This is a genomic window from Pseudomonas donghuensis (assembly GCF_000259195.1).
Lineage (GTDB): Bacteria > Pseudomonadota > Gammaproteobacteria > Pseudomonadales > Pseudomonadaceae > Aquipseudomonas > Aquipseudomonas donghuensis.
Genome location: NZ_JH650758.1, coordinates 311218 through 334706 on the forward strand (window position 1 = coordinate 311218; position 23489 = coordinate 334706).

General features: G+C 62.8%; 21 protein-coding genes. 13 read left to right on the top strand and 8 right to left on the bottom strand.

Annotated elements, in window-relative coordinates:
• Positions 1 to 54 precede the first annotated feature (54 nt).
• Entirely contained in the window at positions 55 to 2232 is a 2178-nt protein-coding gene (locus tag UW3_RS0106025) for a malate synthase G (RefSeq protein ID WP_010221397.1), read from the bottom strand.
• A gap of 435 nt (positions 2233 to 2667) precedes the next feature.
• Here UW3_RS0106025 and UW3_RS0106030 point away from each other — a divergent pair, with 435 nt between their 5' ends.
• Entirely contained in the window at positions 2668 to 3186 is a 519-nt protein-coding gene (locus UW3_RS0106030) for a glycine cleavage system transcriptional repressor (RefSeq protein ID WP_010221398.1), read from the top strand.
• Between the two features lie 98 nt (positions 3187 to 3284).
• Here UW3_RS0106030 and rarD read toward each other — a convergent pair whose 3' ends face one another.
• The 5 genes from rarD to UW3_RS0106055 all read right to left on the bottom strand — a co-directional run bounded on the left by rarD (position 3285) and on the right by UW3_RS0106055 (position 8869).
• The gene (rarD, locus tag UW3_RS0106035; RefSeq protein WP_010221399.1) at positions 3285 to 4172 is read right to left on the bottom strand and encodes an EamA family transporter RarD; all 888 of its coding nucleotides are present in this window, start codon (positions 4170 to 4172) and stop codon (positions 3285 to 3287) included.
• Positions 4173 to 4237: 65 nt separating this feature from the next.
• Positions 4238 to 5212 (bottom strand): serine/threonine protein kinase, encoded by a 975-nt coding sequence (locus UW3_RS0106040; RefSeq protein ID WP_010221400.1) that lies wholly within the window; start codon positions 5210 to 5212, stop codon positions 4238 to 4240.
• A gap of 130 nt (positions 5213 to 5342) precedes the next feature.
• The gene (locus tag UW3_RS0106045; protein WP_010221401.1) at positions 5343 to 7244 is read right to left on the bottom strand and encodes a PhoX family protein; all 1902 of its coding nucleotides are present in this window, start codon (positions 7242 to 7244) and stop codon (positions 5343 to 5345) included.
• Between the two features lie 63 nt (positions 7245 to 7307).
• Complete coding sequence (locus tag UW3_RS0106050; protein WP_010221402.1) at positions 7308 to 8072, bottom strand: TOBE domain-containing protein; 765 nt, start codon at positions 8070 to 8072, stop codon at positions 7308 to 7310.
• Between the two features lie 59 nt (positions 8073 to 8131).
• A complete protein-coding gene (locus UW3_RS0106055) occupies positions 8132 to 8869 on the bottom strand; it encodes a ComF family protein (RefSeq protein WP_010221403.1) in 738 nt (245 codons plus the stop codon).
• Positions 8870 to 8959: 90 nt separating this feature from the next.
• Here UW3_RS0106055 and bioB point away from each other — a divergent pair, with 90 nt between their 5' ends.
• The 10 genes from bioB (at position 8960) to UW3_RS0106100 (ending at position 19236) form a co-directional block, all read left to right on the top strand.
• Positions 8960 to 10018, top strand: coding sequence for a biotin synthase BioB (gene bioB / locus UW3_RS0106060; RefSeq protein ID WP_010221404.1), 1059 nt, complete (start codon positions 8960 to 8962; stop codon positions 10016 to 10018).
• A gap of 7 nt (positions 10019 to 10025) precedes the next feature.
• On the top strand, positions 10026 to 11198 hold the full coding sequence (gene bioF / locus UW3_RS0106065) for an 8-amino-7-oxononanoate synthase (protein ID WP_010221405.1): 1173 nt from the start codon (positions 10026 to 10028) through the stop codon (positions 11196 to 11198).
• Positions 11191 to 11922: an alpha/beta fold hydrolase gene (locus UW3_RS0106070; protein WP_010221406.1), complete on the top strand. Its 732-nt coding sequence runs from the start codon at positions 11191 to 11193 to the stop codon at positions 11920 to 11922. The genes bioF and UW3_RS0106070 overlap by 8 nt, the downstream gene beginning before the upstream one ends.
• Complete coding sequence (locus UW3_RS30190; protein WP_010221407.1) at positions 11915 to 12100, top strand: hypothetical protein; 186 nt, start codon at positions 11915 to 11917, stop codon at positions 12098 to 12100. The genes UW3_RS0106070 and UW3_RS30190 overlap by 8 nt, the downstream gene beginning before the upstream one ends.
• Before the next feature lie 48 nt (positions 12101 to 12148).
• The gene (locus UW3_RS26580) at positions 12149 to 12727 is read left to right on the top strand and encodes a malonyl-ACP O-methyltransferase (RefSeq protein ID WP_010221408.1); all 579 of its coding nucleotides are present in this window, start codon (positions 12149 to 12151) and stop codon (positions 12725 to 12727) included.
• Between the two features lies 1 nt (position 12728).
• Complete coding sequence (gene bioD, locus UW3_RS0106080; protein ID WP_010221409.1) at positions 12729 to 13409, top strand: dethiobiotin synthase; 681 nt, start codon at positions 12729 to 12731, stop codon at positions 13407 to 13409.
• A gap of 107 nt (positions 13410 to 13516) precedes the next feature.
• A complete protein-coding gene (locus tag UW3_RS0106085) occupies positions 13517 to 13813 on the top strand; it encodes a hypothetical protein (protein WP_010221410.1) in 297 nt (98 codons plus the stop codon).
• Positions 13814 to 14082: 269 nt separating this feature from the next.
• Positions 14083 to 15888 carry a phenylacyl-CoA dehydrogenase gene (locus UW3_RS0106090; RefSeq protein WP_010221411.1) on the top strand — a complete coding sequence of 602 codons (1806 nt, stop codon included), beginning with the start codon at positions 14083 to 14085 and terminating at the stop codon, positions 15886 to 15888.
• Positions 15889 to 16051: 163 nt separating this feature from the next.
• Entirely contained in the window at positions 16052 to 17335 is a 1284-nt protein-coding gene (locus UW3_RS0106095) for a GGDEF domain-containing protein (RefSeq protein WP_026001207.1), read from the top strand.
• A gap of 122 nt (positions 17336 to 17457) precedes the next feature.
• Positions 17458 to 19236, top strand: coding sequence for an acyl-CoA dehydrogenase C-terminal domain-containing protein (locus UW3_RS0106100; RefSeq protein ID WP_010221413.1), 1779 nt, complete (start codon positions 17458 to 17460; stop codon positions 19234 to 19236).
• Between the two features lie 229 nt (positions 19237 to 19465).
• Here UW3_RS0106100 and UW3_RS0106105 read toward each other — a convergent pair whose 3' ends face one another.
• Positions 19466 to 20389, bottom strand: a complete 924-nt coding sequence (locus UW3_RS0106105; protein WP_010221414.1) for a LysR family transcriptional regulator — start codon at positions 20387 to 20389, stop codon at positions 19466 to 19468.
• Positions 20390 to 20491: 102 nt separating this feature from the next.
• Between UW3_RS0106105 and UW3_RS0106110 the strand changes: the two genes are divergently transcribed.
• Both UW3_RS0106110 and UW3_RS0106115 read left to right on the top strand, forming a co-directional pair.
• Positions 20492 to 21190 (top strand): MOSC domain-containing protein, encoded by a 699-nt coding sequence (locus tag UW3_RS0106110; RefSeq protein WP_026001208.1) that lies wholly within the window; start codon positions 20492 to 20494, stop codon positions 21188 to 21190.
• Positions 21187 to 22467, top strand: coding sequence for an aspartate aminotransferase family protein (locus UW3_RS0106115; protein ID WP_010221416.1), 1281 nt, complete (start codon positions 21187 to 21189; stop codon positions 22465 to 22467). Before UW3_RS0106110 ends, UW3_RS0106115 begins: the two co-directional genes overlap by 4 nt.
• A gap of 140 nt (positions 22468 to 22607) precedes the next feature.
• On the opposite strand, the gene UW3_RS29295 is transcribed toward UW3_RS0106115, so the two are convergent.
• Positions 22608 to 23489, bottom strand: an 882-nt coding sequence (locus UW3_RS29295) for an alpha/beta hydrolase family protein (RefSeq protein ID WP_010221417.1), incomplete at its 5' end; no start/stop codon positions are given.

Consider the following 23489-nt stretch of genomic DNA (forward strand, 5'->3'; position numbering starts at 1 on the left):
GACCTGTGGGAGCTGGCTTGCCAGGGATGGGGCTGCAAAGCAGCCCCGAGGATGTTACAGACCGTTCTTGGCCTTGAACTCACGACGACGACGATGCAGTACCGGCTCGGTATAACCGTTCGGTTGCTTGGTGCCTTCGACGACCAGTTCGACTGCCGCCTGGAAGGCGATGTTGTTGTCGAAGTCCGGTGCCAGCGGGCGGTACAGCGGGTCGTTGGCGTTCTGCTTGTCGACCACCGGCGCCATGCGCTTGAGGCTTTCAAGGATCTGCGCTTCAGTCACCACGCCATGACGCAGCCAGTTGGCCAGCAACTGCGCGGAAATCCGCAGGGTGGCGCGGTCTTCCATCAGGCCGACATCGTTGATGTCCGGCACTTTCGAGCAGCCCACACCCTGGTCGATCCAGCGCACCACATAGCCGAGGATGCCCTGGGCATTGTTGTCCAGCTCGTTGCGCTTTTCTTCGTCCGACCAGTTGGTGTCGGTCGCCAGCGGGATGGTCAGGATGTCATCGACCGAAGCCGGTGCGCGCTTGGCCAGTTCCGCCTGGCGGGCGAATACGTCAACCTTGTGATAGTGCAGGGCGTGCAGGGCCGCGGCGGTCGGCGACGGCACCCAGGCGGTGTTGGCACCGGCCAGTGGGTGGGCGATCTTCTGCTCGAGCATGTCGGCCATCAGGTCCGGCATGGCCCACATGCCTTTACCGATCTGGGCGCGGCCTTGCAGGCCGGTGGCCAGGCCGATGTCGACGTTGGAGTTCTCGTAGGCGCCGATCCACTTCTGGGTCTTCATGGCGCCCTTGCGCACGACGGCGCCGGCTTCCATGGAGGTGTGGATCTCGTCACCGGTACGGTCGAGGAAGCCGGTGTTGATGAACACCACGCGCTCGCTGGCAGCTTTGATACAGGCCTTGAGGTTGACCGTGGTGCGGCGCTCCTCATCCATGATGCCGACCTTCAGGGTGTTGCGCTTGAGGCCCAGGGCATCTTCGATACGGCCGAACAGCTCGTTGGTGAACGCGGCTTCTTCCGGGCCATGCATCTTCGGTTTGACGATGTACATGGAGCCGGTGCGGCTGTTCTTGCGGCTGGTGTTGCCGTTGAGGTTGTGGATCGAGGCCAGGCTGGTGACCAGGCCATCGAGGATACCTTCCGGCACTTCGTTGCCGTCTTTGTCGAGAATGGCATCGATGGTCATCAGGTGACCGACGTTACGCACGAACAGCAGCGAACGGCCGTGCAGGCTGAGCGAACCACCGTTTGGCGCGGTGTATTCGCGGTCCGGGTTCATGGTCCGGGTGAAGGTCTGGCCCGCTTTGCTGACGCTTTCAGCCAGGTCACCTTTCATCAGGCCAAGCCAGTTGCGGTAGATCACCACTTTGTCGTCGGCGTCGACGGCGGCGACCGAGTCTTCGCAGTCCATGATGGTGGTCAGGGCGGCTTCCATCAGCACGTCCTTGACGCCGGCGGCGTCGGTCTGGCCGACCGGGGTGCTGGCGTCGATCTGGATCTCGAAGTGCAGGCCGTTGTGCTTGAGCAGGATCGCGGTCGGCGCCGAGGCGTCGCCCTGGTAACCGATCAACTGCGCATCATCGCGCAGGCCGCTGTTGCTGCCACCCTTGAGGGCGACAACCAACTTGGCGCCTTCAATGCGGTAAGCCGTGGAGTCGACATGGGAGCCGGCGGCCAATGGCGCCGATTCGTCGAGGAAGGCGCGGGCGAAGGCAATCACCTTATCGCCGCGAACCTTGTTGTAGCCTTTGCCTTTTTCCGCGCCGCCGGCTTCGCTGATGGCGTCAGTGCCATACAGCGCGTCGTACAGCGAACCCCAGCGGGCGTTGGAGGCGTTCAGGGCGAAGCGCGCATTCATCACCGGCACGACCAGCTGCGGGCCGGCCATGCGGGCGATTTCGTCATCGACGTTCTGGGTCGAGGCCTGGAAGTCTGCAGCTTCTGGCAGCAGGTAACCGATGTCCTGAAGGAAGGCCTTGTAAGCCACGGCATCGTGAGCCTGGCCTTTGCGCGCCTGATGCCAGGCGTCGATCTGCGCCTGCAATGCGTCACGTTTGGCCAGCAGTGCTTTGTTCTTTGGAGCGAGGTCGTTGATGATCTTTTCCGCACCCACCCAGAATTGCTCGGCGCTGACGCCGGTTCCGGGAATGGCTTCGTTGTTCACGAAGTCGAACAGGACTTTGGCGACCTGAAGGCCACCGACTTGAACGTGTTCAGTCATTGCTTGCCTCACTCTGCTCAGCTATTCAGCTCTTCTATTTAAGCCTTGCGCGCTTCTCTAAACACGGCACCAGAACATGCCCTCGCGGGCGGCTGGGTGCGGCCTGCCAGACAGGCTGGCGGGCGTTGGCGTATTTTCACAGGCGCCTTGGCAGACATCGATCCAACGTTTTGTAGTCCGCGCTGCGGCATACTACATGATGCGCTGCGGTTGTGAAAATTAGACTAAATACGTCGTTCTGCGACCAATTGGTCGCATAGGGTCACGCTGGGAGTCGGTATGTTCTCAAAAAACCGGCAGATTGTTCCAGATAAATCTTGAAACAGTACACGATTAGTCATTCGAAGCTCCTGCGGCAGGTTGCCGCGCCTTGCCTATACTTTCTCCGCGCCCTTTGATTTCAGGGGCTGAACGTTAAATGCAGAGGGTTGCCGCGTGGATCATCTCGTATTGACAGTGATCGCCCCCGACAAGGCCGGGCAGGTCGAGCGTATCGCTGAATGCATTGCCGAGCATAACGGTAACTGGTTGGAGAGCCGCATGTCGCGGATGGCCGGGCAATTTGCCGGCATTCTCAAGGTCGCGGTACCGGCCGAGTCCTACGATGAACTGGTCGAGGCGCTACAGGCCTTGGGCAAGCACGATATTCGTGTCTTGATTGCCGAAAGCGGTATCGAGCCGTCCTGCACCTGGAAGCCGATCGCCATGGAGCTGGTGGGCAATGACCGCCCCGGTATTGTCCGCGACATCACCCGGCTGCTGGCCGATCAGGGCGTCAACGTCGAGCGCCTGACCACCGAGGTGCGCCCGGCGCCGATGAGCAGCGAGCCGCTGTTCCATGCCGATGCCTTGCTGGCGGTGCCACTGACGCTGTCGCTGGATGTCCTGCAGCACAAACTGGAAGCGCTGGCCGACGACCTGATGGTGGAATTGAACCTGCGCCCTGAGGATTAGTTATCCCGGTTTATCGGGGATGCGCCTGTGGATAACCTTGGGAGATGTCGCTACAGGCCACAAATTGCGTGGCCTGCAGCGCTTCGTACATTTTTTGATCAGCTGCGCCGGCGCAGGCTCAACCAGGCATCCACGCTATATAGCGCCAGGCCTGCCCAGATGAACATGAAGGCCACCAGGGTGCTGCTCGACAGGTGCTCGTCAAACAGCCACACCGCCTGCAGCAATACCAGGGTGGGGGCCAGGTACTGCAAGAAGCCCAGGGTGGTGTAGGGCAGGTGCCGCGCGGCGGCGTTGAAACACACCAGGGGTACCAGCGTGACTGGCCCTGCGGCTATCAGCCAGAGCGCTTCGCTGCTGGTATAGAAGCTTGCCTGGGCACTATGCGCCATGGGGTTGAGCAGCATCCAGCCGATGGCCAGCGGCACCAGCATCCAGGTCTCGACCACCAGCCCGGGCAGGGCGGCTACCGGCGCCTGCTTGCGGATCAGGCCGTAGAAGCCAAAGCTCAGTGCCAGCACCAACGACACCCAGGGCAGGCTGCCCACTTGCCAGACCTGCTGGGCCACCCCGAGTGCGGCCAGGCCCACGGCAATCCACTGCAGGCGGCGCAAGCGCTCCCCGAGCAGGAGCATGCCGAGCAGCACGTTGACCAGCGGGTTGATGTAGTAGCCCAGGCTGGCCTCGAGCATGCGCCCGTTGTTCACCGACCACACGTAGGTCAGCCAGTTGCCGGCGATCAGCGAGCCGCTCAAGGCCAGGATCGCCAGGCGTTTGGGGTTTTCGCGCAGTTCGCGCAGCCAGCCCGGATGCTTCCAGACCAGCAGCAGCAACGAGCCGAACAACGCCGACCAGAGCACCCGGTGGACGATGATTTCCACTGCGGGGACGCTTTGCAGCGCTTTGAAGTAGAGCGGGAACAAGCCCCAGATGATGTAGGCGCTCAGGCCCAGGATGTACCCGCGGCGCGGGTTGGCGGCGTGCATGCAGATTCCTTGCTTAGGCAGCTATCTAAAAGCAGGGGGCTATTGTAGACAGACTCACGCGCGCTTCAGAACAATTTCAGCGGTTCTTCATCCAGCGCGGCGATCTGCTCGCGCAGGGCGAGGATCTGGTCGCCCCAGTAACGCTCCTGGCCGAACCAGGGGAAGCTGCGCGGGAACGCCGGATCGTCCCAGCGCCGGGCCAGCCAGGCGCTGTAGTGCAACAGGCGCAGGGCACGCAAAGGTTCGATCAGGGCCAGTTCGCGCGGGTCGAAATCGTGGAACTCGTTGTAGCCATCCATCAGCTCGGCCAACTGGCCCAGGCGTTCGTGGCGCTCGCCGGCGAGCATCATCCACAGGTCCTGTACCGCCGGGCCCATGCGGCAGTCATCGAGGTCGACGATGTGAAACACCTCGTCGCGACACATCATGTTCCCCGGGTGGCAGTCGCCGTGCAGGCGAATGACCTGGTGCGGGGTGCTGGCGTAAATCGCCTCGACCCGCTTGAGCAGATCGCGGGCCACCGACTCGAAGGCCGGCAGCAGGCTTTTGGGGATGAAGTTGCCTTCGAGCAGGGTATTGAGCGAGGCGTGGCCGAAGTTATCCACGGCCAGTGCTTCGCGATGCTCGAACGGGCGGGTGGCGCCGACCCCATGCAGACGACCGAGCAGCTGCCCGAGGCGATACAGCTGATCGAGGTTGCCTGGCTCCGGCGCCCGGCCGCCACGGCGCGGGAACAGGGTGAAGCGAAAGCCGCTGTGTTCGAACAGGGTCTTGCCGTTGTGGATAAGTGGCGCCACCACCGGCACTTCGCACTCGGCCAGTTCAGCGGTAAAGCTGTGTTCTTCGAGGATCGCCGCGTCGCTCCAGCGGTCCGGGCGGTAGAACTTGGCGATCAGTGGTTCAGCCCCTTCGATGCCCACCTGGTAGACCCGGTTCTCGTAGCTGTTGAGTGCCAGTACCCGGGCGTCGCTGAGAAAACCGATGCTTTCCACGGCGTCCAGGACCAGATCGGGGGTGAGTGTTTCAAAGGGGTGGGACATGCTCGCTCCTGCTGTGCGGCAGGTCGCCGCAAGGTACCTGCATGGTATCGCACATCGGCTTCCACGGCGGATCTGTGTTGTGGGAGCTGGCCTTGCCAGCGATGGGCTGCACAGCAGCCCCGCGCCAGACTCATGCGCCAACGATCCCGCCATCCTCCCTGCTGATCGCCATCACTGACGACCGTGGCTTGCCATTGGGCAGGTGCTCGGGAAAGGTCGAACCACCGGTTTCCCCCGGGTGCTGGATACCCACGAACAAGGTGCGCTGATCCGGGGCAAAAGCGATACCCGTCACCTCGCACGCCACCGGGCCGACCATGAAGCGGCGGATTTCCCCAGTGACCGGGTCGGCGCAAAGCATCTGGTTGTTGCCCATGCCGGCAAAATCGCCGCTGTTGCTGTAGTCGCCGTCAGTCAGGATCCACAAGCGGCCCTCAGCATCGAAACCCAGGCCATCCGGGCTATTGAACATGTTCTGCGGGGTGATGTTGGCAGAGCCTGCCTTGGCCTCACCGGCATGCACCGATGGATTACCGGCCACCACAAACAGGTCCCAGTCGAAGTTCATCGCACCATGGTCATCGGCGTTTTCACGCCAGCGCAGAATCTGCCCATAGAGATTTTTTTCGCGCGGGTTGGGGCCGCCGACCGGCTGGCCTTCTTCTCCGCGTTTGACGTTGTTGGTCAGGGTGCAATACACCTGGCCGTCCTTGGGGCTGACCACGATCCATTCCGGGCGGTCCATACGCGTGGCCTTGAGATGGCTGGCGGCCAGGCGCGCATGAATCAGTACCTGGGCCTGGCTGGCAAAACCGTTGGCGGCGTTGAGGCCGTTCTTGCCATGGGTCAGCTCCAGCCACTGGCCCTTGCCGCGCGGATGATTAAGGTTATGGTCGCCATCGTCGAAGCGCGCCACGTACAAGGTGCCGTGGTCCAGCAGGTTACGGTTGGCGTTGGCATTCTTGTGGTCGATGCGGTCGCGGCTGATGAACTTGTAAATGAACTCGCCACGTTCGTCGTCGCCCATGTACACCACGGCGCGGCCATCGCGGGTTTCGGCCAGGGCGGCATTCTCGTGCTTGAAACGGCCCAGGGCGGTGCGCTTGACCGGAGTCGACTGCGGGTCGAACGGATCGATTTCCACCACCCAGCCATGACGGTTCAGTTCGTTGGGGTTCTTCGCCAGGTCGAAACGTGGGTCGTGCTGATGCCAGTCGACCTCCTTGCCTGTGACCGAGGCACCGTAGCGCTTTTGGGCGGCATCGAAGGCCTGGGCCGGATCACTGCTGCCGAAGCAGTCGGTGAAGTTCTCTTCGCAGGTCAGGTAAGTGCCCCACGGCGTTTTGCCATTGGCGCAGTTCTGGAAGGTGCCCAGTGCCTTGCGCCCGCTGTTGTCGGTCGCGGTTCTAAGCAGGGCATCGCCGGCGGCCGGGCCGCTGATGCTGATTGGCGTGTTGCCATGGATGCGCCGGTTGTAGGGCGAATCCTGGACGAATTGCCACTGGCCATCGCGGCGCTGCACTTCGATCACCGACACCCCTTCGGCGGCCTGGGCTTTGTGCACTTCTTCAGCAGAGGCCGGTTTGCCGCCGTGGCTGAACAGGTATCGGTAGTTGGTGTATTCGTTGTTGATCGACATCAGCGCGCGGTTGGCGTCGCCGGGGAAGGGGAACAGGCTCATGCCGTCATTGTGGTCGCCGAACTGCAGTTCCTGGGCCTGGGCGCTGCCGTTGCCGGAAGGATCGAAGGCCGGGGCGCCGGCATGCAGTGGCTGGCCCCAGCTGATCAATACCGAGGCTTTGTAACCAGGCGGCAAGCTGATGCTGTCGGCGGTGGCGGCGGGGATGCTGGCAAAGCCCAGCAGGCTGCTGTTGCCAGCGCTGACGCTGGCTGCCAGTACGCTGCGGCTGAGCAAATTGCCGCCGAGAAACAGCGCTGCGCCGCACAGCGCGCCGGCGCCGATGAAGCGGCGGCGGCTGAGGCTGGTCAGCTGTTCGAGGTCGGTTGGCTGATGTTCTTCTAGTAGGTGCATGACAGGCTTCCTGCGGGTTTGGCAGTCACCTTAGTCAGGGTCCATGACATTTTTGTGGCAGTTTTACAGCGGCGTTCCAAGAAGCACGTAAGAAGGCTGAAATTGCACCTGCAGGTCACTGCCGACAATGACCTGATGGTCTTGTAGCCAGTGTGCGTCGGCGAAAGCACACAGGGTTTGCCCGCTGGCCAGGAGCAGGCGCACTTCGGTCGGACCCTCGGTGTCTGCAAGCAACGCATCGACCTTGACCGGCAAGCAGTTGTAGCCCTCGGCTGGCTGTTGATCGAGGCCCAGCAGTTCGAGCCAGCCCGCCTTGATCAGCGCCACTACTGCGGTACCCGGGCTCAGTTCAAGGCGTCCGGTACTGTCGTGGGTGATCTGGGCATCGATGCGCAGCTCGCCCGCCAGGGTCAGGCTGATGCGGTCATAGCGGCCCTGGGCCTCGATCGAGCTGATACGCCCGTGCAGCTGGTTGCGCGCGCTGGTGCGCAGCATCAGGCGGCCGAGCAGGTCGAGATCGCTGGCGTCTTCGGCCGCTTCAAGGATCTGCGCCTGCAGGGCCTGCAAGCGCTGGTACAGGCGCAGCACCCGCTGGCCCTCGGCAGACAGTTTCGCCCCACCGCCGCCGCGCCCACCAACACTGCGTTCCACCAGTGGGCTGGCGGCCAGGTTGTTGAGTTCGTCGATGGCATCCCAGGCCGCCTTGTAACTCATGCCGGCGCTTTTCGCCGCACGGGTGATCGAGCCTTGTTCGGCAATGTGTTGCAGCAAGGCAATACGCTGCGGGCGGCGGACGATGTGCTGGGTGAGCAGGGCAGGCAGGGACATAAGTGGTAACGGGCACCAGTGGGGAATCAGCCCGAAAGTGCCCGCACCCCGCGCTCAAGTCAAGCGCTGCCGGGCTTGGCGGTGCGCGCCAGGCAGTAGACATCGACCCGTCGGGCGCCGGCCTTGAGCAACAGGCTGGCCAACGCCTGGGCGGTGGCACCAGTGGTCAGTACATCATCCACCAGCGCGACATGACGCCCGGCAATCATCGGGCGGTGGTGCACGGCAAAGGCCTGGCGCAGGTTGCGTTTGCGTGCCTGGGCCTTGAGACCTTGCTGGGCTGGGGTATCGAGGGTGCGGGTGAGCACCTGTTCGCTGCAGCGAATGCCCAGTTGTTGTGCCAACCAGTTAGCCAGCATCCCCGCCTGATTGTAGCCGCGCTGACGCAATCGCCGCCTTGACAGCGGTACCGGCAGCAACACAGCCGGGCGCGGTAGCCCTTCGTCAAAGCGGTGGCTCAACCAGCGCCCGAGCAGTTGCGCGAGCAAGCGGCCCAGCGGCCACTGGCTATTGTGCTTGAAGCGGGTAACCAGCGCATCGACCGGGAAGCCGTAGTACCAGGGCGCCTCGACCCGATAGAAGGCCGGCGGGCGCCGGCTGCACTGGCCGCAGACCAGGCCGTGCATGGGCAGCGGCAGGGCACAGACCTGGCAATGCTCGCCCAGCCAGGGCAGTTCGCTCTCGCAGGCGATGCACAATGGGTAGGGCTGCTCGGCCGCTTCATTGCAAAGCAAGCAGGTCTGGTTATTAAGTAGCCAGTTGTAAACCAGTGTTTTGACTTGTGGTTGACAGTGCATCAGCCTTCCTTAACTATGCGAGCTATCCGTGATGCGCTGGCGGGGTTTTTCTGTGCCGGCGCCTGTACAAGCCTAAACAAGGAATCGCCGATGAGCGCCAGCACAACTGCAACAACACGTCACGACTGGTCCCTGGCCGAGGTCAAAGCCCTGTTCCAGCAACCGTTCAATGACTTGCTGTTCCAGGCGCAAACCGTGCACCGCGCGCATTTCGACGCCAACCGCGTGCAGGTCTCGACGCTGCTGTCGATCAAGACCGGCGCCTGCCCGGAAGATTGCAAATATTGTCCGCAGTCCGGCCACTACAACACCGGGCTGGAAAAACAGAAGCTGATGGAAGTGCAGAAGGTCCTCGAAGAGGCAGCCCGGGCCAAAGCCATCGGCTCGACGCGCTTTTGCATGGGCGCCGCCTGGAAGCATCCGTCGGCCAAGGACATGCCTTACGTGTTGCAGATGGTCAAAGGGGTCAAGGCCATGGGCCTGGAAACCTGCATGACCCTCGGCAAGCTCGACCTGGAGCAAACCCAGGCGCTGGCCGAGGCCGGGCTTGACTACTACAACCACAACCTCGACACCTCGCCGGAGTTCTACGGCAGTATCATCACCACCCGCACCTACAGCGATCGCCTGCAGACCCTGGCTTACGTGCGCGATGCCGGGATGAAGATCTGCTCGGGCGGCATCCTCGGCATGGGCGAGTCGCTGGACGACCGCGCAGGCTTGCTGATCCAGCTCGCCAACCTGCCGGAACACCCGGAGTCGGTGCCGATCAACATGCTGGTGAAGGTCGCCGGCACGCCGCTGGAGAACGCCGAAGAAGTCGACCCGTTCGACTTCATCCGCATGCTCGCCGTGGCCCGGATTCTTATGCCCAAGTCCCACGTGCGGTTGTCCGCTGGCCGTGAAGCGATGAATGAACAGATGCAGGCCCTGGCCTTCTTCGCCGGCGCCAACTCGATCTTCTACGGCGAGAAACTGCTGACCACCGCCAACCCGCAAGCCGACAAGGACATGCAGCTGTTCGCGCGCCTGGGTATCCAGCCCGAAGCCCGTGAAGAACACGCCGACGAAGTCCATCAGGCGGCCATCGAGCAGGCGCTGGTGGAGCAGAAGAGCAGCGAGCTGTTCTACAACGCCGCCTCGGCCTGAGGCAGCCATGGCTTTTGATCTTCGCGCGCGGCTGGAGCAACGCCGCGCCGCTGACCTGTACCGTCGGCGCCCGCTGCTGGAAAGCCCGCAGGGCCCGGAAGTGGTGGTCGATGGCCAGCCGTTGTTGGCGTTTTGCAGCAACGACTACCTGGGCCTGGCCAATCATCCGCAAGTGATCGCAGCCTGGCGCGCCGGTGCCGAGCGCTGGGGTGTCGGCGGCGGTGCTTCGCACCTGGTGATCGGCCACAGCAGCCCCCATCACGCGGTGGAAGAGGCCTTGGCCGAATTGACCGGGCGGCCGCGGGCGCTGCTGTTTTCCACCGGCTACATGGCCAACCTGGGTGCATTGACGGCGCTGGTCGGGCAGGGCGACACGGTGCTGCAGGACCGTCTCAACCACGCCTCGCTGCTCGATGCCGGCCTGCTCAGCGGTGCGCGTTTCAATCGCTACCTGCACAACGATGCCGAAAGCCTCGCCAACCGCCTGGACAAGGCCGTCGGCAATACCTTGGTGGTGACCGACGGGGTATTCAGCATGGACGGTGATCTGGCCGATTTGCCTGCCCTGGCTGCGGTGGCCAATGCCCGCGACGCCTGGCTGATGGTCGACGATGCCCATGGCCTGGGCACCCTGGGGCGCAATGGCGGCGGTATCGTCGAGCATTTCGGCCTGAGCCTCGAGCAGGTGCCGGTGCTGATTGGCACCCTGGGCAAAGCCTGCGGCACTGCGGGTGCATTTGTCGCCGGCAGCGATGAGCTGATCGAGTGCCTGATCCAGTTCGCCCGGCCCTACATCTATACCACCAGCCAGCCTCCGGCCCTGGCGTGCGCCACCCTGCGCAGCCTGGAACTGCTGCGCGGCGAGCATTGGCGTCGCGAGCACCTGGCGGCGTTGATTCAGCAGTTTCGTAGCGGCGCCGAGCAGATCGGCCTGCAACTGATGGACAGCTTCACGCCGATCCAGCCGATCCTGATCGGCGACAGCACGCGGGCCTTGCGTCTGTCGCAGATGCTTCGCGAGCGTGGCTTGCTGGTCACCGCGATCCGCCCGCCGACCGTGCCTGCCGGCAGCGCCCGCTTGCGTGTGACCTTGAGCGCGGCACACAGCCCGGCGCAGGTGCAGCTATTGTTGAATGCATTGGCTGACTGTTATCCGCTGCTGGAGCCTGCTGATGCGTAACCACCTGATCCTGTTGCCGGGCTGGGGCCTGGGCAGTTCTGCCTTGCAGCCCTTGGTGGCGACCTTGCGGGCCATCGACCCTGGCTTGCGGGTCGAAATCCAGGCCTTGCCCAGCCTGGTGTCCAGCAACCCCGAGGACTGGCTCGACAAGCTCGATCGGCAGTTGCCGCGCCATGCCTGGCTGGGCGGCTGGTCGCTGGGCGGCATGCTCGCCGCCGAACTGGCCGCACGGCGCGGCGATGACTGCCATGGGTTGATCACCCTGGGCAGCAACCTCAGTTTTGTCAGCCGCCCGGACTGGCCGCATGGCATGGCGGTGGATACCTTCCAGACCTTCCTCGAAGGTTGCCGCTATCACACCCAGGTCACCCTCAAACGCTTCGTTTCGTTGTGCAGCCAGGGCGCCGAAGACCCGCGCAGCCTGGCCCGCCTGCTCAGCGCGGGGATGCCAGCCCCGGCTCCGGAAGTGTTGGTGGCGGGGCTCGAAGTCCTTGGCCAGCTCGATACCCGCGCCGCGCTGCAGCGCTATGGCGGTCCGCAATTGCACCTGTTTGCCGGGCGTGACGGGCTGGTGCCGGCGGAGGTCGCCGGCGAACTGCTGGAGATACTGCCCGACGTGGAAGTCGGGCTGCTGGAAGACAGTGCTCATGGTTTTGTGATGGAAACACCTCATGAGTTGGCGGCAGCAATCAAGGCCTTTGTACATGAGAGTGGCGATGACTGATCTTTCCCAGCCGGGCTTGCCCGATAAACGTCAGGTCGCAGCGTCGTTCTCCCGCGCTGCCGCCAGCTACGACAGCGTCGCCGAACTGCAGCGGGCGGTGGGCGCGGCGCTGCTTGAACAGTTGCCCGCTGCTTTCGAGCCGCAACGCTGGCTGGACCTGGGCAGCGGTACCGGCTAATTCAGCCGCGCCCTGAACAGCCGTTTTCCCCAAGCCGCCGGTGTGGCTGTGGATATTGCCGAAGGCATGCTCCAGCACGCGCGGGAGCAGGGCGGGGCGCACCACCATGTGGCTGGCGACGCCGAGCGCTTGCCGCTGCGAGATGCCAGCGTCGAGCTGATCTTCAGCAGCCTGGCGGTGCAATGGTGTGGCGATTTCCGCGCCGTGCTCAGTGAGGCCCGGCGTGTCCTGCAACCAGGTGGTGTATTGGCTTTTGCCAGCCTTTGCGTCGGCACCCTGCATGAGCTGCGCGAAAGCTGGCAGGCGGTCGATGGCCTGGTGCACGTCAATCGTTTTCGGCGCCTTGAGGACTATCAACGCCTGTGTGGCGAAAGCGAACTGCAGGTGCTGAGCCTGGCGGCCCGGCCCCATGTGTTGCACTACCCGGATGTGCGCAGCCTGACTCACGAGCTCAAGGCCCTCGGTGCTCACAACCTCAACCCGGGGCGCCCGGCCGGGCTGACCGGGCGGGCACGGATGCAGGGCCTGCTGCAGGCGTATGAGGGCTTCCGTCAGCCCCTGGGACTACCGGCGACCTATCAGGTGGTCTACGGTGTACTGCAAAAGCCGTCGGTAGAAGGGGAGTGAGATGAACCCGGCCTATTTCATCGCAGGGACCGACACCGACGTTGGCAAGACCACCATCGCCGCCGGCCTGCTGCATGCTGCACGCCTGGCCGGGTTGAGTACCCTGGGTGCCAAACCTGTGGCGTCTGGTTGCGAGCTCAGCAGCAAAGGCTTGCGTAATGCCGACGCCATGGCGCTGATTGCCGAAAGCTCGCTCAAGTTGCCCTATGAACAGGTCAATCCGTTCGCTTTCGAACCGGCCATTGCCCCGCACCTGGCTGCACGGGAAGCCGGCGTCGCCTTGAGCGTGCAGGCCTTGCTGACACCGATGCGCGAGGTGTTGGCCAACGGTGCCGATTTCACCCTGATCGAAGGTGCTGGTGGCTGGCGCGTGCCGCTGTCCGGCCAGGCCAATCTGTCGGACCTGGCCGTTGCCCTGAAGCTGCCGGTGATTCTGGTGGTCGGTGTGCGCCTGGGCTGCATCAACCATGCCTTGCTCACGGCCGAAGCCATTGCCCGCGATGGCCTGCAACTGGCTGGCTGGGTCGCCAACATTGTCGAGCCGCGCACCTCGCGGCTGGAAGAAAACCTCGCCAGCCTCGCCGAGCGTTTACCGGCGCCGTGCCTGGGGCGGGTGCCCAAGCTCAAGCAAGTCAGCGCGCAAGCGGTAGCGGCGTACCTGCAACTGGACCTGCTGGACTGACGCGTGTCTATCGTGTGGCACTTTGCTATTAGTGTTTTCAACGGGCCTTTTGCCGGCAAGTCTGCTTCAATAGAGGCTGTTCGCTTTCAGCGTCATGGAGTTACGACATGGAAATCTCGGGCAACTCAGCATTCTACGCAGGGCTTGGCGCCATCCAGGCCGGGCAGAGTCGCGTCGATCAGGCTGCCAGCCAGATCGCCAACACCACCGTCGAGCGTGCCGCCACCAGCCAGTCCAGCGACTATCAGGCCGAGCGCCTGCGGGCGGTTGATCGCAGCCAGCAAATGGACCTGGCCACCAGCAGCGTCGAAATGGCGCTGGGCAAGCATCAGGTCGAATTGGGTGTCAAAGTGGCCAAAGCATCGGACGAAATGCTTGGTACCCTGATCGATACCTACGCCTGACCCCCTTCGGCTCGCCCTCTGTGAGCCTTCAACTAGTCTTTATGTATCAGCGCTTTGCCCTTGCTGGCGGGCGCTCGGCTGCGCGTTTGCGGGGTGTTTTGCCAGGGCAATCGCGCAGTCTGGCATGGCCGAACTGCCCTCTGCTTGATGCTTGACAAGTTTTCGGCGTAAACGTATGTTTCAAACAACTGTTTGACCGAAAGCCGCCTAGAGCTGGTCGGTATATCGCGGTCTCCCTATCCAGGATTCATCAGCAGAGGTTCATCGCTATGCCTGATTACAAAGCCCCCTTGCGTGATATTCGCTTCGTTCGTGACGAGCTGCTCGGCTACGAAGCGCATTATCAGAGCCTGCCGGCTTGCCAGGACGCCACCCCGGACATGGTTGACGCCATCCTCGAGGAAGGCGCCAAGTTTTGTGAACAGGTACTGGCCCCGCTGAACCGTGTCGGCGACCTCGAAGGCTGCACCTGGAGCGAGTCGGGGGTCAAAACCCCGAGCGGCTTCAAGGAAGCCTACAAGCAGTTCGTCGAAGGCGGCTGGCCAAGCCTGGCCCATGACGTCGAGCACGGCGGCCAGGGCCTGCCTGAGTCGCTGGGCCTGGCGGTCAGCGAAATGGTCGGTGAGTCGAACTGGTCCTGGGGTATGTACCCTGGCCTGTCTCATGGCGCGATGAACACCATCTCCGAGCACGGCACCGCCGAGCAACAGGAGACCTACCTGACCAAGCTGGTATCCGGCGAATGGACCGGCACCATGTGCCTGACCGAGCCACACTGCGGTACCGACCTGGGCATGCTGCGCACCAAGGCCGAACCTCAGGCCGACGGCTCCTACAAAGTCACCGGCACCAAGATCTTCATCTCGGCCGGTGAGCACGACATGGCCGACAACATCGTCCACATCGTCCTGGCCCGCCTGCCCGATGCGCCGGCTGGCACCAAAGGCATTTCGCTGTTCATCGTGCCGAAGTTCCTGCCGACCGCCGAAGGCACCGTCGGTGAGCGCAACGCCGTGTCCTGTGGTTCCATCGAGCACAAGATGGGCATCCACGGCAACGCCACCTGCGTGATGAACTTCGACGCGGCTACCGGCTACCTGATCGGCCCGGCCAACAAAGGCCTGAACTGCATGTTCACCTTCATGAACACCGCTCGCCTGGGTACCGCGCTGCAAGGCCTGGCCCACGCTGAAGTGGCGTTCCAGGGCGGCCTGAAATACGCTCGCGACCGTCTGCAAATGCGCTCGCTGACGGGCCCGAAAGCGCCGGACAAAGCCGCTGACCCGATCATCGTTCACCCGGACGTACGGCGCATGCTGCTGACCATGAAGGCGTTCGCCGAAGGCAACCGCGCCATGGTCTACTTCACCGCCAAGCAGGTGGACATCGTCAAGTACAGCCAGGACGAAGAAGAGAAGAAGAAAGCCGACGCACTGCTGGCCTTCATGACGCCGATCGCCAAGGCGTTCATGACCGAAGTCGGCTTCGAAGCGGCCAACCACGGTGTGCAGATCTATGGCGGCCACGGCTTCATCGCCGAGTGGGGCATGGAGCAGAACGTTCGCGACAGCCGTATCTCGATGCTGTACGAAGGCACCACCGGCATCCAGGCGCTGGACCTGCTCGGCCGTAAAGTGCTGATGACCCAGGGCGAAGCGCTCAAGGGCTTCACCAAGATCGTGCACAAGTTCTGCCAGGGCAACGAAGGCAACGAAGCGATCAGCGAGTTCGTAGCACCGCTGGCCCAACTGAACAAAGAGTGGGGCGAGCTGACCATGAAGGTCGGTATGGCTGCGATGAAAGACCGCGAAGAAGTCGGTGCCGCTTCGGTGGACTACCTGATGTACTCCGGTTACGCCTGCCTGGCTTACTTCTGGGCCGACATGGCGCGCCTGGCTGCCGAGAAACTGGCTGCCGGCACCACTGAGGAAGCCTTCTACACCGCCAAGCTGCAGACCGCGCGCTTCTACTTCCAGCGCATCCTGCCGCGTACCCGTACCCACGTGGCAACCATGCTGTCGGGCGCCAACAACCTGATGGACATGAACGAAGAGCACTTCGGTCTCTCGTACTGATTCAACGGCTGTAACAAAAAACGCCTGCCCTTATCGGCAGGCGTTTTTTTTTGCATTTGCTCCCACCCCACCGTTCCGACCAAGTGAATTCATCTATTCATGTGTGCGGCCGATACATTAAAGGCACAATGCCATTATTGATCTGCCGGGTCGGAGATTACCCTTGTTTCGTTTATCCGCTGTACGCCTGAGCCACTTCCTGCCTTCAGCCTGTCTGCTGGTGTCAGGGCTCGCGGCCGCTTACGTGAGAGACCTCAATGTGTTCTTCACGTCGCTGTTCAATGTCCTGCCCACTCTGGTCCTGTTGCTGGGCGGCGCCTACTGCGCCGTGTACCGCCGCCAGCGTGAACTGTTTCTGATGATCACGGTGTATATCGCCTACTTCCTGCTCGATACCCAGACTGATTTCTACCGTGACAATGGCCGGGTCCGAGAAGATGCGGCAGTGGTGTTCCACCTGGTCTGCCTGCTGTTGCCGCTGATGTTTGCCCTGTATGGCGCCTGGCAGGAGCGTACGCACCTGTTCCAGGACATGGTCGCGCGCTTTGCCGTGCTGCTGGCGGTCGGCAGCGTCGCCCTGGGCCTGGAGCAGAGCTTCCCCCAGGCCCTGCTCGGTTGGCTGGCAGAGATTCGCTGGCCGTCATTACACGGCCAATGGATGAGCTTGATCCAGCTGGCCTACCCGGTGTTCTTCTGCGCGTTCATCCTGCTGGTGGTGCAGTACCTGCGCCAGCCAAGGCCCTTGCATGCAGCGCAGGTGATTGGCCTGATCGGTATCTTCTGGATGCTGCCCAAGACCTTCATCCTGCCCTTTACCCTGAACATCATGTGCAGCCAGGTGATGCTGATGATTGCCGCGGCGGTGTCCCATGAGGCTTATCAAATGGCCTTTCGCGATGAGCTGACCGGTTTGCCCGGCCGTCGCGCGCTCAACGAACGCATGCAGCGCCTGGGGCGCAATTATGTGTTGGCGATGACCGACGTCGATCACTTCAAGAAATTCAACGACACCCATGGTCACGACGTTGGCGACCAGGTGCTGCGTCTGGTGGCCAGCAAGCTTTCCAAGGTCACAGGCGGCGGCCGGGCCTATCGTTATGGTGGTGAGGAGTTTGCCGTGGTGTTCGCCGGCAAAAGCATTGAAGAGTGCATGCCGCATCTTGAGGCCGTGCGTGAGGTGATCGCCAACTACAACATCCAGTTGCGCAACCAGGACAGCCGTCCCCATGACGACCAGCAAGGGCGCCAGCGCCGTGGCGCGTCGGCGGCTTCCAGTGTGTCGGTGACTATCAGTATCGGCGTCAGTGAGCGCCTGGCCGATCATCGCTCACCCGACGAAGTGCTCAAGTCTGCCGACCAGGCTCTGTACAGCGCCAAGGGCGCCGGCCGTAACTGCGTCATGGCTTACGGCGTTCAGGCCAGGCGTGGTGCGGTACGCATGGCGTGACCAAAATAGACTATTCAGTCGCCAGATGACCCTATGTCTCGCAAAAGTTGTTCGGGTACACTGGCTGCATAACAGTGACGCGGCCCTGCAGGCCGTCCCCGACTCTAATATGAGAGGTTGCCATGGCTGACTATAAAGCGCCGCTGCGCGATATGCGCTTCGTCCTCAATGAAGTCTTCGAAGTCTCCAAGCTCTGGGCGCAGTTGCCCGGTATTGCCGAAGCGGTGGACGAAGACACCGCCCTGGCGGTGCTGGAAGAAGCCGGCAAGGTCACCAGCAAGAGCATCGCGCCGCTGAGCCGCAGTGGTGACGAAGAAGGTTGCCACTGGGATAACGGCGCGGTGAGTACCCCGGCCGGTTTCATCGAGGCTTACAAAACCTACGCCGAAGGCGGCTGGGTTGGCGTCGGTGGCGACCCTGCCTATGGCGGCATGGGCATGCCTAAAGTGATCTCGGCCCAGGTCGAGGAAATGGTCAACTCGTCCAGCCTGGCCTTTGGCCTGTACCCGATGCTGACGGCTGGTGCCTGCCTGTCGATCAATGCCCACGCCAGCGAAGCGCTGAAGGAAAAGTACCTGCCGAACATGTACGCCGGCGTCTGGGCCGGTTCCATGTGCCTGACCGAGCCTCACGCCGGCACCGACCTGGGCATCATCCGCACCAAGGCCGAGCCGCAGGCGGATGGCAGCTACAAGGTCAGCGGCACGAAGATTTTCATCACCGGTGGCGAACACGATCTCACCGAGAACATCATTCACCTGGTGCTGGCCAAGCTGCCGGACGCGCCCGCCGGGCCGAAGGGCATTTCCCTGTTCCTGGTGCCGAAGTTCCTGGTCAACGCCGATGGTAGCCTGGGTGCGCGCAACCCGGCCAACTGCGGCTCGATCGAGCACAAGATGGGCATCCAGGCGTCGGCCACCTGCGTGATGAACTTCGACGATGCGGTCGGTTACCTGGTCGGCGAGCCGAACAAGGGCCTGGCGGCGATGTTCACCATGATGAACTACGAGCGCCTGGGCGTAGGTATCCAGGGCCTGGCCTCGGCCGAGCGCTCTTACCAGAACGCCATCGAGTATGCGCGCGACCGCTTGCAGAGCCGTGCGCCGACCGGCCCGCAAGCCAAGGACAAGGTCGCTGACCCGATCATCGTCCACCCGGATGTACGGCGCATGCTGTTGACCATGAAGGCTCTCAATGAAGGCGGGCGAGCGTTCTCCACGTATGTCGCGATGCAACTGGATACCGCCAAGTTCAGCGAAGACGCCGACACGCGCAAACGCGCCGAAGAGCTGGTGGCGCTGCTGACCCCGGTAGCCAAGGCATTCCTCACCGACCTGGGCCTGGAGTCGGCGGTACATGGCCAGCAAGTGTTCGGCGGCCATGGTTACATCCGTGAGTGGGGCCAGGAGCAACTGGTACGTGATGTGCGCATCACCCAGATCTACGAAGGCACCAACGGTATCCAGGCCCTCGACCTGATGGGGCGCAAGGTGGTCGGTAGCGGCGGCGCGCTGTACAAGCTGTTTGCCGACGAAATCCGTCACTTCACCGCCAGCGCCGGCAGCGACCTGGGTGAATTCGTCAAACCGCTCAATGCAGCCCTGGACAACCTCGACGACCTGACCGCCTGGGTGCTGGATCGGGCCAAAAACAACCCGAATGAAATCGGCGCGGCATCGGTGGAATACCTGCAGGCATTCGGCTATACCGCTTATGCCTACATGTGGGCGCTGATGGCCCGTACGGCCTTGGCCAAGCAAGGCGAAGACGACTTCTATGCCAGCAAGCTGGGCACCGCACGCTTCTATTTCGCTCGTTTGCTGCCGCGTATCCACTCGCTCAGCGCTTCGGTTAAAGCCGGTAGCGAGTCGCTGTACTTGCTGGATGCCGCGCAGTTTTGAGCGTGATAGTAGCTTGTAAGCATTCTCTTACATTGCGTGGTGACTTTTCGCCTCTATCGAAAGATTGGATCCACAGTTAATCTTCTTACATGGACGTAGCGCAGGAAGCGCAAAGTACAGAACACGGACACGAAGGATTCCTGCCAGGATGGTGGGGCGAAAAGGATGTCAGGGAAACAGTCTGCAAAGCCCCGCTTCGGCGGGGTTTTCTTTTGCCTGCGATTTGACCTCAGCCCAGCACATCCAGCGGCGACCCCCCGATCTGCCGCGGGTCGGCTTCTTCTTCCAGCAGATTGCGCAGCAGCTCCACCGACGCCTGCTGGCGCTGCGCATCGCGAAACACCAGGCCGATCTTCAGCGGCACTCGCGGCTCGCTCAGCGGCTTCCACAGCAGTTCCTGGTCATCTTCGACCACTTCCTTGGCGCGCCCCGGCAACACGGTTGCCAGTGAGGTATGCGCCAGGCTGTCGAGAATCCCGCCCATGTTGTTCATCTCGGCCTGCACCTGCGGCCGCCGGCCCAGGTTGGCCAGTTGCGACTGCCAGATCTGCCGCACCTGGAATTCTTCGCCGAGCAAGAGCATCGGCAGCTCGGCAGCCTGCTTCATCGAGACCTTCTTGAATTCACGCAGGGGATGGGTATTGGGGATGACCAATTGCAGTTCGTCTTCGTACAACAACAGCCCATGCAGGCCTGGCTGGCGCGGTGGCAGGTAGCTGATGCCGATGTCCAGGCTGCCATTGAGCAGGCGCCGTTCGATTTCCAGGCCCGACAGTTCGTAGATCTGTACCACCAGATGCGGCTGCGCCTTGCGCACCCGGTCGAGCAGCTGCGGTACCAGGCTTGGGCGCACGGTTTGCAGGACGCCAATGGCCAGGGTACGCAACGCCTGGCCCTTGAAGTTGCGCAGTGCCTCGCGAGCGCGCTGCAGGCCGTCGAGCAAGGGCAGGGCGTGGTTGTACAGGGTGTGCGCGGCCAGGGTCGGCAACAGGCGCTTGTTGCCGCGCTCGAACAGGCTCACATCGAGGTTTTGCTCAAGTTGGCGGATCTGCTGCGAAAGCGCCGGTTGCGACAGTGACAGGCGCTCGGCGGCCCGGCCAACGTGGCCTTCTTCATACACCGCGACGAAATAACGCAGTTGGCGAAAATCCATAAGAGTTACTTATCAAAAATGCTCGAAAAACCAAATGGCCGTTAGCCTGCAAGAAGCCTAGTCTATCCCGTATTCACAAGGTTTACAGGGCCAGAAGGCGCGATGAATACCGTGTATGTGGATGGCGTTTACATAGGCAAGGCAAAAAATCTCGGGCATGGCTTGTTGACTGATATCGATAAGCAGGAGGTTGCAAGACGGTTGTGGTTATGGCCACAGGGGCTGGGGAGCGACGAACACGGCGACCCACGCTTTCACACCGGCCCTGAACGGGCTTTGCACCATTACCCGGCCGAGCACTACGCCTGGTGGCGGCAACGTTATCCACAGATCGATTGGCGCGCCCCGGGTTTCGGCGAAAACCTCTCGACCCGCGGCCTGGATGAACACCAGGTGTGCCTGGGCGATTTGTTCCGCTGGGGCGGGGCGCTGTTGCAGGTCAGTCAGCCGCGCTCGCCGTGCTATCGCCTGAGCCATCGCTGGGGCTTGCCGAACCTGCCGCAACAGGCGCAGGACAGTGGCCGTTGTGGTTGGTTCTACCGGGTGCTCAAGCCTGGTTTCGTCAGCGCCGATGAGCCCTTTGAACTGATTCAACGTAGTTATCCGGGCTTGACCGTGGCCTGGGCACTGCGCACTTTTTACCGTGAGCCTTTGGAGCATGCAGGTTTGAAAAAGCTGGTGGATTGTCCGGCACTCTCGTCACGCTGGCGCGATATCGCGATCAAGCGTCTGCGTACCGGTCAGGTCGAAGACTGGACCGCGCGTCTGCTTGGCCTGCCGCTCGAGGGGCTGCGCGCATGAACCTGTTCAACCTGCGCCGCCCGGCTGCGGCCGTGGCCGAGCGCAAGGTCGCAGCCGTTGTGGCGCAACCTGCACAAGCCGTGTCGCGCGAATACCTGATGCCCGCCGTCGAGCGCGCGCCACAGGTGTTCGTCCGTGGCCAGGGTTCATGGCTGTGGGACAGCGAAGGCCACGCGTATCTGGATTTCACCCAGGGCTGCGCAGTCAACAGCCTCGGTCACAGCCCCAGTGTGCTGGTCAAAGCCCTGGGCAGCCAGGCGCAGGCGCTGATCAATCCGGGCGCGGGGTTTCATAACCGCGGCCTGTTGAACCTGGTCAGTCGCCTGTGCGAAAGCACCGGCAGTGATCAGGCCTACCTGCTCAACAGCGGCGCCGAAGCCTGCGAAGGAGCGATCAAGCTGGCGCGCAAATGGGGCCAACTGCACCGCAACGGCGCCTATCACATCATCACTGCCAGCCAGAGCTGTCATGGCCGCAGCCTGGGCGCGCTGTCGGCTTCCGACCCCTCGCCGTGCAACCGCTGCGAGCCGGGGTTGCCGGGCTTCAGCAAGGTGCCGTTCAACGACCTTGAGGCGCTGCATGCGGCGGTCGATTCGCGCACCGTGGCAATCATGCTCGAACCGATCCAGGGCGAAGCGGGCGTGATTCCAGCGACCCAGGCGTATCTCCAGGGTGTCGAGCGGCTGTGCCGCGAACTGGGCATCCTGCTGATTCTCGATGAAGTGCAGACCGGCGTCGGCCGCTGCGGGGCGATGCTCGCTGAACAGCTGTATGGCGTGCGCGCCGACATCCTCACTCTCGGCAAGGGCTTGGGCGGTGGTGTTCCGTTGGCGGCCCTGCTGGCTCGTGGCAGCGCCTGCTGCGCCGAGGCCGGCGAGCTGGAAGGCAGCCACCATGGCAATGCATTGATGAGTGCGGCGGGCCTGGCGGTGCTGGAGACCGTGCTGGAGCCGGGCTTCTTCGAGCATGTGCAGGATTCCGGGCGCCACCTGCGCGACGGCCTGAGCCGTCTGGCCGGTCGCTATGGCCAGGTCGAGGTGCGCGGCCAGGGGCTGCTCTGGGCTTTGCAACTGAGCGAAGACAATGCCGCCGAGCTGGTCCAGGCCGCCTTGCAGGAAGGCTTGCTACTGAATGCCCCGCAAGCCGACGTGCTGCGTTTCTCCCCGGCGCTGACAGTGAGCAAGGGCAACATCGACGAGATGCTCCTGCGCCTGGCCCGAGCCTTCGCCCGTGTCCATGCGGCGCAGCAAAACCAGCGGCGCGAGGCCACGGCCTGATCAATACACCGCGCTAACGAATTTTCCGAACCGTCTCGCGTTCCTGCGCATCGCCCCGGGCCTGTTGTTTTTGGCTTGGGGCGTTTTTTTGTCTGCCGCCTACAGGTTCTGTGGGCGCGGGCTTGACCCGCGATAGCGATCTAACTGCCTTCCAGCACCCGCCGATAAAACTTCCACTCCTCCTCCAGCGCATGCGCCAGGTTGCTCGCCGTGCGAAAACCGTGGCGCTCCGACGGGTAGAAATGCCCTTCGGCGTGAATGCCGTTGGCTTGCAGGGCGTCCAGCATCGAGCGGGTCTGCTCCGGCACCACGACAACGTCCAGTTCGCCCTGGAAGAAGATCACCGGCACCTTGATGTTCGAGGCGTGCAGCAACGGCGTGCGTCGCTGATAGCGTTCTGCATCCGCCACGGGATCACCGATCAGCCAGTCCAGGTAATCACCTTCAAACTTGTGCGTGGCCCGGGCCAGGGCCTGCGGGTCACTGACGCCATACAGACTGGCACCGGCACGGAACACATTGTGGAACGCCAGGGCGCAGAGCGTGGTGTAGCCACCAGCGCTGCCGCCGCGGATAAACGCTCGCTGCGGGTCGATCAGTTGGCGCTCGGCCAGGTGGCTGACCACCGCGCAGGCATCTTCGACATCGATCTCTCCCCAGCGCAGGTGCAGGGCCTGGCGATAGTCACGGCCGTAGCCGCTGCTGCCGCGGTAATTGAGATCGGCCACGGCAAAGCCGCGCTGAGTCCAGTACTGGATGCGCGGGTCGAGCACCGGGAAGCAGGCAGAGGTCGGGCCGCCATGGATGAACACCAACAGCGGCGGCTGCGCGTCACCGTTCATGGCCGGGTAGAAAAAACCATGGGCGATGCCATCACCGCTGGGATAGCGCAGCGCCTGCGGGCGGCTGATGCGTTCGGCGGGCAGTGGCAAGGCTCCGCCTGCCAGTACCCGGGCCTTATGGTTGTGGCGATTGATGGCGATGATGGCGGGGGGGCTGATGGCCGACGCGGCAATGGCATA